Source organism: Antrihabitans auranticaus (genome assembly GCF_016481275.1).
Lineage (GTDB): Bacteria > Actinomycetota > Actinomycetes > Mycobacteriales > Mycobacteriaceae > Antrihabitans.
Map to the genome: position 1 here is coordinate 17,041 of NZ_JAEMNW010000017.1, position 14,837 is coordinate 31,877.

Consider the following 14,837-nt stretch of genomic DNA (forward strand, 5'->3'; position numbering starts at 1 on the left):
CGCCGAATGACCGGCCGTCGCGTTGACCTGCGCGTGCTCGGACCGGTCCAACTGTTCGTCGACGGTCGACCGCTCCCGGTAGGCGGTCCGAAGCCACGCACGATGCTTGCGCTTCTGGCCGTCAACCGGCGGCGAACCGTGCCGAGTGAGGCGTTGGCCGATGCGATCTGGGACAACGATCCCCCCGATTCGTACGCCGCGAGCCTGCAGGTGTTCGTGTCGAATCTGCGCAAGGCGCTGCGGACCGCTGGCCTGGACTCGGCGGCGATTCTCGCGACGGCGGCGCCGGGATACCGCCTCGACCTCGCCGACGACGAATGCGATCTAGGCCGATTCGACAGTGCGCGCAGTGCGGGAGCGCAGGCGAAGGATGCCGGGAATCACGCGGCGGCGGCCGAGCGGTATCGCGGCGCGTTGGCCGAGTGGTCGGGTCCCGTGCTGGCAGACCTGCGGGGGTTGCAGTTCGCCGACGATTTCGCGGCGGCGGTGAACGAAGAACGCCTGTTGACGATCGAGGCGAGAGTCGCGGCGGATATCGCGTGCGGGCGTGCCGCCGATGTGGTTGGCGAATTGGTCAAGTTGACCGCGGAAAATCCACTGCGCGAACCACTGTGGGGTCAGCTCATCGCTGCCCTGTACCTGTCGCACAGGCAGGCGGAGGCGCTCGAAACGTGCCGCCGAGTGCGTGCGGTGCTCGCCGAAGAGCTTGGAATCGATCCCGGGCCCGCGCTCGTCGAGTTGGAGCGGCGGGTGTTGCGGCAGGAACCGATTGCGGCGGCCACCGTGGTCGACGCCGAGCGCCTCGCCAAAGCAATGAACGAGACTGTCGGCGAGGTACCGAATGCCGTGCGCCGCGGCCGCTTACGACTCGACGACGGTCGTGTGGTCACGATTCCGTCGCACGGCCTGCGCATCGGGCGGATGACCGACAACGACCTGGAACTCGACGACCCGATGGCCAGCCGCTACCACGCCCAGATCGTGCCGAGCCGGGCCGGGATGCTGATCCGGGATCTGAGCTCCGCCAACGGTGTGTTCGTGCAGGGCAGTCAGGTCGACGGCGGATCCCTGCTGGCCGACGGTGATTCGATCAGGATCGGATCGACCGTGATCGCGTTCGAGGCGGAGTTGTCGACATAACGTCACTGCCAACATGACGTCACTGCAACATAACGTCACTGCGGCGGGTAGCAGACCTTCCAACCGTCGTCGGTGTTTTCGAGGTTGATGGTCCGGGTCAGCTGCTTGCCCGTGTCGGCGCGGGTGTAGGCGGTGACCTCGGCGATTGCGGTTCGGTCGGTGATTTGGATCTGCTCGACCTTGGAAACGACGGGGATGTCGTCGCGCTCGACGGACTTGTAGATGTCTTCGTACTTTTCGTCGCTGAAGGTGCCGTAGTACTCGGCGAGGGGCCCGCAGGTCGACTTCCGAAGAGTCTGGATGTCGCCGTCGGACAATGCGCGCGAGAAGGTCGCTATCGAATCGCGGATCTGCGATTCCGGCGTCACCGGCTCGTCTTTTGTCTTGCCGAGCAGTGCAACAACACCGACGACGAGCGCAATGAGGACCAGGACGGCCAGCAGAGCGGCTAGCCAGCCTTTGCTCGACTTGCGGGGCGGAAGTGGTTCGGCCGCGGGAACGCGGAGCGGCTTTGCGATCGGGGGCGGTGGTGTGCGCGGTGGTTCGGCCTGGACGTGCGGCGGCTGGGGAGGTTGCGACGGTCGCGGTCTGTTGACGGCCGTGTCGCCCGCGGCGGGGGTTTCGTGCGTCGTCGGAATTCGGCGCGGTGGCGGCAGTTTCGGCGGCCGCCGAACGACCGGCGGCTCCGGTGGTGCCTCGGCCGGCGGGACGACGTAGGACTTCTTCGTGTCGATCTCGTCTTGATCCGGCGTGTTCGTGACCGTCGGAATGGCCTCGGTCACCGCGTCCGCGTCGTCGGCGTCCGATTCGGCAATTGCGTCGAAAGGCGCGGTCGCGGGCGGCTCCGCCGGTGTGTTGTTGTCCTTCGCCTCCGGCACGCGCCACCCCTCAGTACTTGCGAACACGGTCGGTTCGATGTGCGGTCAGGTATGCAGCGTAACGACCCTCCGCTCGGACGGGCACAATGTAGCCCATGACGTCGTTCGGTGATCTGCTTGGACCTCAGCCCACTTTGCTCCCGGGGGACGATGAGGCCGAATCCGACCTGCTCAACCACAAAGATCCGGCACAGGTCGCGGCCGACCACCCGACCGCGTCGATCGCGTGGGCCTACCTCGCTGAGGCGGCGTTCGCGGACGGGCAGGTGATCACCGCCTATGCGTACGCGCGTACCGGCTACCACCGCGGCCTCGATCAGCTGCGGCGAAACGGCTGGAAGGGCTTCGGTCCCGTCCCGTACAGCCACGAACCCAACCGCGGCTTCCTGCGCTGTGTCGCGGTGCTCGCGCGATCCGCCAAGGCAATCGGCGAGACCAACGAGTACGCACGCTGCCTGGACCTCCTGGAGGATTGCGACCCGCGCGCAGCCGACGAACTTGGCCTCGACTAAACGTCTGCTTCCGAACCGGGAGCGTGGCAAGGCGCGGTACCGGACCTCGGTCGAGCGGTACCGCCTGTCGATAATCCCGATCTTCCAGTGTGCGCTGGCCGCGGGCGGTGCGTGGTGGGTCGCGACCGACCTCGTCGGGCACCCGAAGCCGTTCTTCGCTCCGATCGCCGCTGTCGTCTCGCTAGGGATCGCGCTGGGCTCGCGGCTGCGGCGCTCCGTCGAGTTGGTCGTCGGTGTTTCGGTGGGGATCGGTGTCGGTGACCTGCTGATCTCGGCAATCGGCACAGGTGTGTGGCAGATCATCCTGGTTGTCGCGCTGGCCATGTCTGCCGCGGTGATTCTCGACGGCGGACCCGTGATCTCGATCCAGGCAGCAAGCTCGGCCGTCTTGGTGGCGACGCTTCTGCCGCCGGGTGACCACGGCGGTTTCGACCGGATGGTCGACGCACTGATCGGCGGACTGGTCGGTGTTGCGGTCGTCGCTTTTCTCCCGACACATCCGATGTTGCGGGCCAGGGATGGTGCGGGCGAAATTCTTGCCGTGGCGGCAGACGCGCTGCGCAAATGCGCGGACGGTCTGCTCGCCCAAGATCCGAAAGTCATCATCCAAGCGCTCCGGGAAACACGCGATACGCAGCCGAAGATCGACGCTCTGCGTTCCAACCTGAAGGGCGGCCGGGAGATCAGTCGTCTTTCCCCGCTGCATTGGCGCGCCCGTGCTCGCGTCGAGCGGCTCGAGGCGACTGCCGATCCGATCGACAACGCGATTCGCAACATCAGAGTCCTTGTCCGCCGTTCGCTTTCGCTGGTTCGTGACGACGAGATCCTCGATCCACGGCTGGTCGACGAGGTCGAGAAGCTGTCGCACGCGATCGAGGTCGTCCGGGAGATGGTCCTCGCCGAGCCCGGCGAACAGCCCGATCAGGAAGAGGCCCAGCGCGTTTTGCGAGCAGTAGCGGCCGGCGCGGGTCGCGACGTTGTCCAGCATTCCGGTCTGTCTGCGAATGTGGTTCTCGCCCAGTTGCGCTCGACGATCGTGGACCTCCTGCAGGTGGCAGGCCTCGACCGCATGACGGCATTGGCGGCGCTCCCGCCGACGGTACCGAACCCGTACGTACCGCCCGAACTCTGACGGTCACCGCGTCGTTCGTTTCACCGGCTGCCCCGGCCGCCAGTGATCGACGTACAGGTGTTCGCCGTCCACGGTCGTCAACACGGCTTCATCGAGGTCGAGTGCAAACATCTGGGCGGACTCACCCGGATTCTCGGGGTAACAGGCGAGGATCGCCTGCTTCTCTGCGCCCTCGAGTTCCCGCGCGCGTCCGGAAACCTTTGCGTCGCCGCCTTCCATCGTGTGGTGCCCAGGATTGCTGTGCAGTCCGTAGCGCGGATCCCGCCGCAGGTCCTCGACCTTACGAGCACCGGGCATCGAGCCGAGCACGAGCAAGCCTTCGAAAATCTCCACCTCGGTCCCGCTCACTCGCGGTGACCCGTCTTTGCGCAGCGTCGCCAGGATGTGATGCTTGTGCGCCTCGAGGCGCGCCCGTATTGCACTCGCGAGTTCGGGGGCCTCGTCGTCGAACTGTTTCCACGTTGCCATGCGCGGAATTGTGCACCCGGGCACCGACACGAAAGGCATCCGTAGAATCGTCGGAAGAACAGTCGAGCCACCCGAGGAGGGGTCTGATGGGCGTGACATTGGCCAAGGGCGGGAACGTTTCGCTGTCGAAGGAGGCACCGAACCTGACGGCCGTGACCATCGGGCTCGGGTGGGATGTCCGCGCCACCACGGGGACCGAGTTCGATCTCGACGCCAGCGCAATCGGCCTCGGTAGCAACGGAAAGGCGTTGCAGGACAACTACTTCGTCTTCTACAACAATCTCCGCTCGCCCGACGGCTCGATCGAGCACACCGGTGACAACCGGACCGGTGAGGGTGAGGGTGACGACGAGAGCATCCACGTCGACCTGCAAGCGCTGACCTCGTCCGTCACCTCGATCGTGTTCCCGGTGTCGATCCACGACGCCGATGCCCGCAAGCAGAACTTCGGTCAGGTCCGCAATGCGTTCATTCGGGTCGTGGATCGCAGCACCGGCATCGAGTTGGCCCGCTTCGATCTCAGCGAGGACGCCTCGTCGGAGACGGCAATGATCTTCGGCGAGCTGTACCGGCGGGGACCCGAGTGGAAGTTCCGGGCGGTCGGCCAGGGCTACGCGTCCGGGTTGTACGGGATCGTTCGCGACTACGGCATCAACGTGAACTAGGCAACGTCATCATTCACGCGTAGGCCATTCACGCGTAGGCCATTCACGCGTAGGCATAGTTGTCCAGCGGGAAGTGCTTGTTGCCCCACCACATCTCCGCGTGCGTCGACAGGCGGATTGCGGCGGGATCGCCCTGGTAGTTGACGTAATAGGTGTTCGAGCCGGCGCATGAATCGCTCAGCCAGAGCGAGCCGTCCGCGCGTCTGCGGCAGAGCGCGTAGTACTCGTCGTGCGGCTTCTGCTTGATCTCGGCAGTGGTTGCATTGCGCCGCAATGCTTCTCGAATCACGCGCGCTGCGTGCCGGCTCGTGCATTCGATCATCGCGATATAGGAGCCCGCGGCAAATCCGTACGGTCCGGTGATCAGGAACAGGTTGGGGAACCCGGGCACGGTCACACCCTGGTACGCCTGGAATTTGTTCTCGTCCCACCACTCGTTCAAGTCGACGCCACCACGGCCCCGCAGCGGGAACGGCGGAGTCGCGCCGCGCTCCATGACTTTGAATCCCGTCGCGTAGACGATGACGTCCGCCGCGTGCTCGATTCCGTCTGCGGTGACGATTCCGGTCGGTGTGATGCGCTCGATCGATTCGGTGAGCAATTCGACGTTGTCGCGGTTGAACGTCTTCAGGTAGGTGTTCGACACCGACGGTCGTTTGCATCCCAATGCATAAGTGGGGGTGAGCTTCTGGCAAACGACGGGATCGTCGACCTGAGATCGGTACCAGCGCTTCAGTGCGCCGCCCGCGGCGTCGAGTACGAACGGCAGCCGATCGTGCAGCGAGTTCGCGACGGTCAGTCCGATATCGATTCCGAGCACGACCCCCGACCGCACCGAACGACGAAGTCCAGGAAGGTAATTCAGTGCCATGTGAACCGGCGCGGCCATCCCGAAGTCAGGTTTGGGTGCGACCCAGATCGGTGTGCGCTGATAGACGTCCAGCTGACCAGCCGTCTTCGCGATCTCCGGAATCAATTGCAGGGCGGTCGCTCCCGTGCCGATCACGGCGATTCGCTTGCCTCGATAATCGTATGCGTGGTCCCAGCGCGCGGTGTGGACAGTCTTTCCCGAAAACTCCTCTGCACCCTCGATATCGGGTAGCTTCGGCACTTCCAAACCGCCCACCGCACCGATGGCAAACCGGGCAGTGTGTACTTCGCCGTTCGACAGTTTCGCCGACCACATCGCGGTGATCTCGTCCCACTCGGCCGATTCGACGGCGGTGCCGAGTCGCAGGTGCGGCCGCAGCCCGTAAGTATCGACGAGTTGGTCCGCGTAGGTCTTGACCTCGGCACCCGGTGCGAAGAATCGGGTCCACTGCTTCGGCGGAGCGTAGGAGAAGCTGTAGTAGATGGACGGGATATCGACCGCCACGCCGGGATAGGTGTTCGCCTGCCACGTGCCACCGATGTCGGGCGACTTGTCGACGATGATGAAGTCTTCGATCCCGGCTCGTTTCAGTTCGATCGCGGCACCGATCCCGCCGAAACCAGCGCCGACGATGACGACCTGGTAGTCGGCCTCTTTCATGGACGTGCTCCTATGCGTGCGATGAGAGGCGCGAAGCGGTCGAGAACCGCCTCTGCGCGCTCGAAGGATGCGATGCCGACCAGATGCCGCACTGCGGTCGGTGACAGCCGGAAGAGGTAATAGGCCGCCCATGCCTCGGGATTGACCGGCACGATCGCCCAGTTGAACCGGACGGCGCGGGCGATGACACGGGCGACCTTGTCCGGTCCGGCGAGCGCAAGACGCTGGGATGCACCGGCTTTCGAGGTCCAGTTCGATGCGGCAGCGTCGGTGAGTCCCGCGCGGTTGCCATGGGCGAGCAGTTCGGTCCGGATGACGCCGGGAGCGATTGCGCTGACCCCGATTCCGTACCGGCGCAGCTCTACTCGCAACGATTGGGTCGCCATCAGAACGGCAGCCTTCGCGACGCCGTATGCCGGGTCCATGGGCATCGGCAGGAATGCCGCTGCGGAGGAGATATTGACGATGTGGCCGCGGATTCCCGCGTCGATCATCTGCCGGGCAAACACTCGGGAGCCGTAAACGACGCTCAGCAAATCGATGTCGACGACCCGTTGCCATTGCGCCGGAGTCATTTCCAGGAAGCCGCCGAGGTCCATGACCCCGGCGTTGTTGACGAGGATGTCCGGTGCGCCGAACTCCACGAGCATCCAGCGTCCGAACTCCTCCCACTGCTCGTCGCTTGCGACATCGAGCGTGTAAGCGATGGCGATGTCGCCGCCGGCGACGATCTCGAGTGCCGCTTCGGTCGCGGCGTTGCCATCGATATCCGCGACGACGACGCGATCGCCGCCGCGTGCGAAGAGTTTTGCCGTCTCACGGCCGATCCCCGCGCCGGCACCCGTCACGATCACAGTCCTCATCGGGAACCTCCGAACGCGAAGATTTTTGCGCTCACATCGGCGCCGAAATCGGCGAGGCCCGCAGGCAACAGGCCCGACAGCGCCCGCAGGGCGGATGGCGAGGTCCTCGACAACCACCACCCCACCCACGCTTCGGTACCGACCGGGACTGTCGCGACGTTCCACCGGACAGCGAATTCGATCGCGTCGGCGACGCGACTCGGTGAACGGCCCACGAAGCGCTGACCGCTACCGAGTTTTGCTGCCCACGAGTCGCTTTCGGTAGTGCCGACGCCACCTCGGCTGCCGTTGGCAGCGAGGTGCGTACGGATCAGGCCCGGGCAGATCGCACTGACGCCGATCTTGTGCGGCGCCAATTCGGTTCGCAGCGCCTGTGTTCCGAACCAGGCACCGGCCTTTGCGGTCACGTACGAAGGTGCGAGCGCAGTGGGCAGAAATGCGCCGACCGAGCAGATGTTGACGATGTTGCCGCGCCGGTTTGCTTCGATCATCCGCGCAGCGAACAACCGCGAGCCGAGCAGCGGGCTCATCATGTTGATGGCGATCATTCGGCGCCAGTCGGCCGCGGTCTGTTCGAGGAATCCGCCACCGATCAGGATGCCCGCGTTGTTGACGACGATGTCCGGCACGCCGTGGGTTGTGCAGACCCAGTCTGCGAAGCCTTCCCAATCGTCGTTGTCCGCGACGTCGAGGCGGCGGAAGACCGCTTTGCCGCCCTTCGCCGTGATGAGTTCGGTTGTTTCCCTACCGGTTTCCTCGTTGATATCCGAAACGACGACGGTGGCACCGCGCTTGGCAAAGCGGCGTGCGGTGGCCCTGCCGATCCCACTTCCCGCACCTGTCACAACGACGAGTGTCATGTCAGGCACCGACCTTTCGTGGAAGCTGCGCCGCAACCGGACTGCTCCTGAAGACGTAGTCGTCGAATCGGACATGAGTGCTGCCCCGGCGCGCGCTGAGCAGCGACGTCGGCCTGATGTAGGGCATATGGCCCTGAGAATTGACGTAGTAGGTGCGCAGACCCTGGTTGATCGTCGTGAAGTAGTGCTGAATATTCCGGCCGCGCTTCTGGATCATCGCGTGATAGCGGCTGTGCGCCGCAGCGGAAACCTCGACGTCGTTCTGCCCGCGCCGGACAGCCTCTGCGATAACACGCACAGCGTGTCCGGCGGTGATCTCCACGAGTGCATGCCAGCCGGTGCCGGTCCACGAGTATGGACCCACGAGAGTCCAGCGGTTGGGAAGCCCAGGTACGGAAACACTTTCGTACGCCTGCAGCCCGTTCTCGGCATAGAACTCACCGAGGTCGAATCCGTTCCGGCCCACAATGGCGCCGCGCCTGTAGCTCTCGGGATCGGAGAACAATTCGTAGCCGGTTGCCAGGACGAGTGCGTCGATCGGGCGAGTGGTGCCATCAGCCGTGACGATGGCGTCGCGGGTGATTCTTGTGATCGCGTCGGTGATCAGGTCGACGTTTGCACGATTGAACGCGCGCAGGAAGCTGTTCGACGTCGTCGGACGCTTGCCGAGCAGGCCATACGTCGGTGCAAGGGCCGCACGGTCTGCAGGGTCCTCGACCGTGTTTCGAAGGTAGGCCCGGTACATGCTGCGGGCGCCTGCATCGAGACCGCGCGCGGCCGAATCGAATACCGCAGGCGGCATGTACACGATCGCCCGCAGTGTGAGATCGATTGCCGTCAGCGACAATCCGCTGAGTCCGGCGCCGACGCCCGGAACCGCCAGCGCGCGTTGCATCCACGGCCGAACAGTGAGGTCCGATTTGGGTATGCACCAGACCGGGGTGCGCTGGTAGACGTCCAGCTGCGCGACCTCGGGTGCGATCGCCGGGGTGATCTGCACGGAGCTTGCGCCAGTTCCGATCACAGCGACGCGCTTTCCCGCCAGATCGTAGCTATGGTCCCAATCGGTGGGCCGCAGTATCTTTCCCGCAAAGTCTCCGAAGCCGGCGATCCCGGGATCTTCCTTCGCGACGAGGTACGCGCCGACCGCCGATATCACGAACCGTGCGGTCACGACCGAACCGTCAGCGATGTGCAGCTCCCACCAGTGGCTCTCGTTGTTCCACTCTTCGCGCACTACCTCGATGCCGAACCGCAGGTGCGGCAGCAATCCGAAGTCGCGGGCAACAGTTCGGTGATAGGCGGCGACCTCGTCACCCTTCGGAAACAGTCTGGACCAGTTGGGGTTCCGCGCGAACGAGTACTGATAGGTGAATCCTGGTACGTCGACTCCGATGCCGGGGTAGTCGTTGTCGCGCCAGCTCCCGCCCACTTCGTGAGCGCGTTCGAGGATTACGAAGTCGTCGAGATCGTTCTGCTTGAGTCGCACACCCGCGCAGATTCCGCCGGGGCCGGCGCCGACGACGACGATCTGGTGATCGGGAGAATTGCTGTGCTGTCCGGTCTTTCGGGGAGGCATGATCCAGTCGTCCTTAGGAGGCTAGGGTGCGGTGGGAGCTGTTGGCGCTGAACTGTTCTCGAACGAACGAACCGATTTCGGCGATTGCCGCTCGGCCTTCGGGGACAAGATCTGCGGCGGCTTGGAAGACATGAATCTGGCGGTCCCAGATCTGCAGACTGCACGTTGCGCCGGCCTTGCCGAGTCGACCGGCGATCAGTTCGGCATCGGATCGGAGTACTTCGTTCGCGCCGACTTGAATCAGGGCAGGTGGCAGCGCCGACAGGTCGGCGTCATGCAGTGCGAGCAGGGGGTCGTCGGCTGGTGCGAGCAGTCCGGCTATCTGCACGAGCTTCCGCAGCGGGATATACGAATCGCGCCGAGAGTTCGCGTGCCCACTGCTGTGGGTGCAGGCGAGATCGATCCACGGTGACTGTGCCACGATTGCGGCGGGCGCGGGCAAGCCTTCGGCCGCGGCGTGCTGGGCTACTGCGAACGCCAGGTAGCCACCTGCCGAGTCGCCGGCAAACGCGATGTCACCGGGGGCGCGTCCGTCGTCGAGCAGTTCGCGGTAGACCTCCACACAGTCGCTGACTGTCTGTGCCAGCGTCACGGCGGGCAGCTGCCGGTAATTCACCTGTAGTGCAGGTACTCCCGCGGCCGTCGAGATTCGGGAGACGAGTCTGCGGTGGGTTCGCAATCCGCAGGTGACGAACCCGCCCCCGTGGAAGTACAGGATCAGTCCTGGTTCGTCGGGGGAAACAGTATCTCCGACAACGAGTTCGGTGTCGCATCCGGCATGCGCCAGGCGAGTTGCGCTCGCGCCGCTGGGCAATGGCAGAACGCTCCCCGCGAAATCGAAGAGATGCAGCCGGGCGAGTGTCCACTCGTTCAGCGGCAAGTATTCGAGGAGGGGTCTGATCACGAGGCGCATTCCGCGAGCGAGCAGCCATGACCGCGTACTCCAAGCTTTGTGGAACGTCACCTCGGGCTGTGCCACGAATGCTGTCGCCATCCATCGACTCCTTTGTCGCTCTGGACCATTTGATATTGCAACGCTATATTTATAGTGACGCTATTGCAAGAGTGGCGCTATATCATTTCCGGATCGGTCATAATCGAACAGAGGAGCCGGAGGTGAGGATGGTCGTCCACAAACCCGTGGGTCGCGCTGAAGCGCGTGAACAGACGCGCGAGCAGGTCCTCGCGGCTGCTGAAGAGTTGTTCATTGCGAACGGATTTCACGCGACGACCGTCGCGCAGATTGCTGCGAAAGCGGGCCGCACTCAGGGTGCCATTTACGGCAACTTCGCGGGCAAGGAAGCGCTGTGCCTCGACGTGATTCGTCGCAGATATATGGCTACGTTCGGCGAGGTCGCCGTGTCCCTTGCGGCAGCGGTGACGTTCGACGACAAGATGGCTGCCTTCACCGCATGGTGGGAAGAACTCGCCGACCAGGAGGATCTGACGATCCTCGTCGGCGAGTACATGCTGGCGGCGCGCCGGGATCCGGCGCAACTGGATGCGTTGGCGGACTACTTCGAACTGGTGAAGACGACCATTCGCGCAATTGTGTCCGCGCATTTCGAGGGGGAGGGCGCGGCCGGCGCAGTCGTCGAGGACGCAATGATCGCGGTGCTCGCGCTCGGCACCGGTCTGGCTCTGGGGCGTGCGGGTGGACTGGTCAGCGCGGCGGACACCTCGCATGTCTTCACCGAGACGATTCGCTTGTGGCGCAGCCGAATCGGTGCTGCCGCGCTGACCTGACCTGCTACACGAGTGCTGGTGCGGGCTCGGCTACCGGGGCCTCGGAGAGTCCGACCTTGTCGTGGATCCGCCGGAGCGGTTTCGGTGCCCACCAAGCGGACTTGCCGAGCAACCGCATCGCTGCGGGCACCAGGATGCCGCGGATGAGCGTCGCATCGATGAGCACTGCCAGACCGGCGCCGATGCCGAACATCTGGATGAAGCTGACAGAGGACGTTCCGAACGAGAAGAAGCTCACGGCGAGGATGATCGCCGCCATCGACACGATTCGGCCGGTACGCGAAAGGCCATCGGCGACTGCGTCTTCGAGTGCCATGCCGCGATCGTGATTCTCCTTGATGCGGCTCATCACGAACACTTCGTAGTCCATCGACAACCCGAACGTCACGCAGAACATCAGCACCAGCATCGACGTGTCCAGTGGGAGCGGAGTGAACCCGAGGAATCCGGACAGCCAGCCCTCCTGGAAGATCAGCACCAGTACGCCGATGGTTGCCGACAGCCCGAGGGCGTTGAGCACCAATGCCCGGATCGGTTGCAGCACACTGCCGGTGAAGAGGAACAGCAGCACGAACGTCGACGCCATGATGAGGCCGATCGCCAGCGGCAACTTGTCCGCGATGGCGTCCTGGCTGTCGACCAGGTCCGCAGTTTCGCCGCCGACAAGCACTGTGCCGCCCGCCGGTTCCTCGCGCACCGCTGTCAGGAGGTCCATCGCTTCGTCCGACCGCGGATCGAAGGTGGAGACAACGGTCAGGCGCTGGGCGTCCGGAGCGGCAAAGCGTGCATCTGCGGGCGAGGTGGCCGCAACCGTGCCGTCGACGAATGTGCCGGCGCTCGAATCCACGCGCTCCACGCCTGGCAGCGTCGACAGTCGCGCCGCATAGCCGCTGAGGTCCGCGAGCGGACCCTCGCTGACGACGTCGACGGCGGCAGTGTCATCGGTAGTGAACTCGTCGCGCAGTGCGTCACCGGCTTGGCGGCTGGATGCCGACGAGGGGAGAACGCGGTCGTCCGGCGTGCCGAAATCGACGTTGAGCAGCGGCACCGCGAGTAGTCCGAGCAGTGCGACGACGGGTAACGCGGTTCGCAGGGGGCGGCGCATCACCGTTCGTGCGAGCTTTCCCCAGAAAGGAACGACCGTGCTCGGCAGATGTTTCGACCACGGTAGCCGGCCGGCGTTGACCCGTGGGCCGAGGACGGTGAGCAGTGCAGGCAGAACGATCAGCGCCCCGAGCATGGCGATCAGGATCACGCCGATTCCTGCGTACGCGAAGGAGCGTAGGAAGTACATCGGGAAGACCGTCAGCACAGCCAGGGCTGCGGCGACGGCGGTCGAACTGAACAAGATTGTCCTGCCGGCGGTTTCGACCGTTCGAACCACAGATCGCTGGACATCAGCGTCTTTCGCGTACTCCTCTCGGTAGCGGCTCACCATGAGGAGTGCGTAGTCGATCGCGAGGCCCAGTCCGAGGCTCGTTGTCAGGTTGACGGCGTAGATGGACACGTCGGTCGACGATCCGAGGATCGACAGCTCCGCGAATGTTCCGAAGATCGCGAAGACGCCGATGATCAGGGGCAGGAGGGCGGCGATGACACTCCCGAAGGCGAGGCCGAGCAGTGCCAGCATCAACGGAATGGCGATTGCCTCGGCGCGAACCAGGTCGGAGCCGATCTGTTGCTCCGCGTCGTGCCCGACGCCGTCGCGGCCGCCGATGGTGATGTCGAAGCCGTCCACCGAGCCGTCGAACTTCTCGATCACCGCAGTGGCTGCGTCTTTGTCGTCAGGGTCGAGCGCGACGGCGATGATGGCCTTCGTTCCGGCGTCCGAACGTAACGTCGGTGAGCCAGTACTCCAATAGGACGCAACAGATTTGACGCCCGGTTGCTGTTCGAGGCTGGTGGTCAGGGCGAGCCCTGCGGCGCGGGCCTCGTCGACGGGTCTATGTGCGTCGGCGACGAGGACGAGGTCCGCGTTGCCGGGGAATTGTTCGGCGGCGATGGCGGCCGCGCGGCTGGATTCGGAGTTGGGGTCGTCGAAACCTTCGCTTTGCAGCTTGCCGAAGGCGGTGAAGCCGAGCAGTGCGAAGCCGACGAGCAAGGCGAGAGTGGCGGCAAGTACGAGTCGTGCATGGGCGGACACAAGATGACCGAAGCGGGTCAGCATCGTCGACTCCAATCTTGACGGGTGTAAACTTTGTAGGTGTTAACTTGCCACGGGATGTGTACAGGTGTCAACATGCAATTTGTGTCGTCCGCAACGAAGCCCCCGTATCACCACGGTGATCTGAAGAATGCGCTGACGGATGCGGCGATCGAACTAGCGGCGGCCGACGGGCCGGAGCAGATCACGGTCCGTGCGGTCGCCAAACGGGTCGGGGTGACACCGACCGCTGCCTACCGGCACTTCGCAGGCCACGACGACCTCGTCCAGGCCGTCAAAGACCGGGCGATGGGAGCCCTCGCCGAGTCGATCGAAAAGGCGCTCGCCGCAGTGGATCCCACCGAGGACGTGGTTGCCCGCTTGGCTGCGGCGGGGACCGGCTACTGCTCGTTCGCCATCGCAGAGCCGGGCCTCTTTTTGACCGCGTTCTGTCGCGGAGATTCAGAACTGACCGATCCGCTCGACTCCCAACTCCACGAACACGAGCCGTACCGACTGCTCGTCGACGTGGTCGACGAGCTGATCCAGGCGGGTCTGGCGGACGAATCCGAACGGACCATCATCGAAACGTCCGCCTGGTCGTCCGTGCACGGACTCTCGATGCTCCTCATCGACGGTCCGCTGCGTTTGATTCCCGACGACGCCAAGATCGAACTCATCCAGGAGGTCGTCGCCTTCAACAGTCGGCGGTGGGCGGGGAGGTAGGTCGGGGCGGGGTGTTGACGCGATCTGGACGAACGCGGTACGGCCTTCTGGCCCGTCACCGGGTGGTGACGGGCTGAGCGGGCTTGGGTTTGTTAGAAGGGTGGCGGTTCGTAGTCGCCTTCGTTGCGGGCTCGTTCGCTGCGGGTGCGGGCTTCGTGTTGCTGGATTCTGTTGCGCCGCTTCGGGTCCGGTGCCGTGTCGGGGACCGGCCGGTCGGGTTCGGTCCCGCCCAGCAGCGGGATCGGACCGGTTTCCGCGACCGGATAGGTCCTGCCGTGCGGTGAGGTGATCGACAGTGTCCCGTCCTCGCCCTTGGTGAGGTCCCACCCGCCGAAAGTTTTGCCCCGGTGGTGTTTGCGGCAGAACGGTCCCAAATTCTCGGCTGTTGTTCGACCGCCGGTTGCTGGGTTCTCGTGGTCGTAGGGGTCGCGATGATCCAGGTCGCAGTCCCACGCCGGTACGTCGCAATTGGGGAACATGCACGACCCCCACAACGCGCGGACATAGTCCTGGACCTGTTCGGTGGGTGTGTAGGAGTCGGTGGTCTTCTCGTCGGGGGTGGTGAGTGGCCGCACGATCGCATCCTTAGCGATA

15 protein-coding genes are annotated in these 14,837 nt (G+C 64.5%); 6 read left to right on the forward strand and 9 right to left on the reverse strand.

What is annotated here, in order from left to right; translation table 11 throughout:
- Nucleotides 1–6: 6 nt before the first annotated feature.
- Entirely contained in the window at nucleotides 7–1,140 is a 1,134-nt protein-coding gene (locus tag JGU72_RS30325; protein WP_199688027.1) for a BTAD domain-containing putative transcriptional regulator, read from the forward strand.
- 35 nt (nucleotides 1,141–1,175) lie between these two features.
- On the opposite strand, the gene JGU72_RS30330 is transcribed toward JGU72_RS30325, so the two are convergent.
- Nucleotides 1,176–2,018: an Rv0361 family membrane protein gene (locus tag JGU72_RS30330; RefSeq protein ID WP_199688028.1), complete on the reverse strand. Its 843-nt coding sequence runs from the start codon at nucleotides 2,016–2,018 to the stop codon at nucleotides 1,176–1,178.
- Between the two features lie 95 nt (nucleotides 2,019–2,113).
- On the opposite strand from JGU72_RS30330, the gene JGU72_RS30335 reads away from it, so the two are divergent.
- Together JGU72_RS30335 and JGU72_RS30340 are read left to right on the forward strand one after the other, a co-directional pair.
- Nucleotides 2,114–2,530, forward strand: a complete 417-nt coding sequence (locus tag JGU72_RS30335; RefSeq protein ID WP_199688029.1) for a DUF3151 domain-containing protein — start codon at nucleotides 2,114–2,116, stop codon at nucleotides 2,528–2,530.
- Nucleotides 2,517–3,662: an FUSC family protein gene (locus JGU72_RS30340; RefSeq protein ID WP_233533252.1), complete on the forward strand. Its 1,146-nt coding sequence runs from the start codon at nucleotides 2,517–2,519 to the stop codon at nucleotides 3,660–3,662. Before JGU72_RS30335 ends, JGU72_RS30340 begins: the two co-directional genes overlap by 14 nt.
- A gap of 3 nt (nucleotides 3,663–3,665) precedes the next feature.
- Here JGU72_RS30340 and JGU72_RS30345 read toward each other — a convergent pair whose 3' ends face one another.
- Nucleotides 3,666–4,130: a pyridoxamine 5'-phosphate oxidase family protein gene (locus tag JGU72_RS30345; RefSeq protein ID WP_199688030.1), complete on the reverse strand. Its 465-nt coding sequence runs from the start codon at nucleotides 4,128–4,130 to the stop codon at nucleotides 3,666–3,668.
- Nucleotides 4,131–4,216: 86 nt separating this feature from the next.
- Between JGU72_RS30345 and JGU72_RS30350 the strand changes: the two genes are divergently transcribed.
- Entirely contained in the window at nucleotides 4,217–4,795 is a 579-nt protein-coding gene (locus JGU72_RS30350) for a TerD family protein (protein ID WP_199688031.1), read from the forward strand.
- A 43-nt stretch (nucleotides 4,796–4,838) separates the two neighbouring features.
- Here the strand turns inward: JGU72_RS30350 and JGU72_RS30355 are convergent, their stop codons facing one another.
- Genes JGU72_RS30355 through JGU72_RS30375 form a run of 5 tightly spaced genes read right to left on the reverse strand, consistent with a single transcriptional unit; the run spans nucleotide 4,839 to nucleotide 10,622 of the window.
- Nucleotides 4,839–6,326, reverse strand: a complete 1,488-nt coding sequence (locus JGU72_RS30355; RefSeq protein ID WP_199688032.1) for a flavin-containing monooxygenase — start codon at nucleotides 6,324–6,326, stop codon at nucleotides 4,839–4,841.
- A complete protein-coding gene (locus JGU72_RS30360) occupies nucleotides 6,323–7,189 on the reverse strand; it encodes an SDR family NAD(P)-dependent oxidoreductase (protein ID WP_199688033.1) in 867 nt (288 codons plus the stop codon). Before JGU72_RS30360 ends, JGU72_RS30355 begins: the two co-directional genes overlap by 4 nt.
- On the reverse strand, nucleotides 7,186–8,049 hold the full coding sequence (locus tag JGU72_RS30365; protein WP_199688034.1) for an SDR family NAD(P)-dependent oxidoreductase: 864 nt from the start codon (nucleotides 8,047–8,049) through the stop codon (nucleotides 7,186–7,188). The genes JGU72_RS30360 and JGU72_RS30365 overlap by 4 nt, the downstream gene beginning before the upstream one ends.
- Before the next feature lies 1 nt (nucleotide 8,050).
- A complete protein-coding gene (locus JGU72_RS30370) occupies nucleotides 8,051–9,628 on the reverse strand; it encodes a flavin-containing monooxygenase (RefSeq protein ID WP_199688035.1) in 1,578 nt (525 codons plus the stop codon).
- 13 nt (nucleotides 9,629–9,641) lie between these two features.
- Complete coding sequence (locus tag JGU72_RS30375; RefSeq protein WP_199688036.1) at nucleotides 9,642–10,622, reverse strand: alpha/beta hydrolase fold domain-containing protein; 981 nt, start codon at nucleotides 10,620–10,622, stop codon at nucleotides 9,642–9,644.
- Between the two features lie 128 nt (nucleotides 10,623–10,750).
- On the opposite strand from JGU72_RS30375, the gene JGU72_RS30380 reads away from it, so the two are divergent.
- Nucleotides 10,751–11,374: a TetR/AcrR family transcriptional regulator gene (locus JGU72_RS30380; RefSeq protein ID WP_233533258.1), complete on the forward strand. Its 624-nt coding sequence runs from the start codon at nucleotides 10,751–10,753 to the stop codon at nucleotides 11,372–11,374.
- Between the two features lie 4 nt (nucleotides 11,375–11,378).
- On the opposite strand, the gene JGU72_RS30385 is transcribed toward JGU72_RS30380, so the two are convergent.
- Nucleotides 11,379–13,541, reverse strand: a complete 2,163-nt coding sequence (locus tag JGU72_RS30385; RefSeq protein ID WP_199688038.1) for an MMPL family transporter — start codon at nucleotides 13,539–13,541, stop codon at nucleotides 11,379–11,381.
- 72 nt (nucleotides 13,542–13,613) lie between these two features.
- On the opposite strand from JGU72_RS30385, the gene JGU72_RS30390 reads away from it, so the two are divergent.
- Nucleotides 13,614–14,243 carry a TetR/AcrR family transcriptional regulator gene (locus JGU72_RS30390; protein ID WP_199688039.1) on the forward strand — a complete coding sequence of 210 codons (630 nt, stop codon included), beginning with the start codon at nucleotides 13,614–13,616 and terminating at the stop codon, nucleotides 14,241–14,243.
- Nucleotides 14,244–14,335: 92 nt separating this feature from the next.
- Here the strand turns inward: JGU72_RS30390 and JGU72_RS30395 are convergent.
- On the reverse strand, nucleotides 14,336–14,837 hold a 502-nt coding region (locus JGU72_RS30395), incomplete at its 5' end, for an HNH endonuclease signature motif containing protein (protein WP_233533253.1).

Coding starts and splice junctions, on each gene's coding strand:
- JGU72_RS30325 (WP_199688027.1), top strand. CDS start 7: ATGACCGGCCGTCGCGTTGACCTGCGCGTGCTCGGACCGGTCCAACTG.
- JGU72_RS30335 (WP_199688029.1), top strand. CDS start 2,114: ATGACGTCGTTCGGTGATCTGCTTGGACCTCAGCCCACTTTGCTCCCG.
- JGU72_RS30345 (WP_199688030.1), bottom strand. CDS start 4,130: ATGGCAACGTGGAAACAGTTCGACGACGAGGCCCCCGAACTCGCGAGT.
- JGU72_RS30350 (WP_199688031.1), top strand. CDS start 4,217: ATGGGCGTGACATTGGCCAAGGGCGGGAACGTTTCGCTGTCGAAGGAG.
- JGU72_RS30355 (WP_199688032.1), bottom strand. CDS start 6,326: ATGAAAGAGGCCGACTACCAGGTCGTCATCGTCGGCGCTGGTTTCGGC.
- JGU72_RS30360 (WP_199688033.1), bottom strand. CDS start 7,189: ATGAGGACTGTGATCGTGACGGGTGCCGGCGCGGGGATCGGCCGTGAG.
- JGU72_RS30365 (WP_199688034.1), bottom strand. CDS start 8,049: ATGACACTCGTCGTTGTGACAGGTGCGGGAAGTGGGATCGGCAGGGCC.
- JGU72_RS30370 (WP_199688035.1), bottom strand. CDS start 9,628: ATGCCTCCCCGAAAGACCGGACAGCACAGCAATTCTCCCGATCACCAG.
- JGU72_RS30375 (WP_199688036.1), bottom strand. CDS start 10,622: ATGGCGACAGCATTCGTGGCACAGCCCGAGGTGACGTTCCACAAAGCT.
- JGU72_RS30380 (WP_233533258.1), top strand. CDS start 10,751: ATGGTCGTCCACAAACCCGTGGGTCGCGCTGAAGCGCGTGAACAGACG.
- JGU72_RS30385 (WP_199688038.1), bottom strand. CDS start 13,541: ATGCTGACCCGCTTCGGTCATCTTGTGTCCGCCCATGCACGACTCGTA.
- JGU72_RS30390 (WP_199688039.1), top strand. CDS start 13,614: ATGCAATTTGTGTCGTCCGCAACGAAGCCCCCGTATCACCACGGTGAT.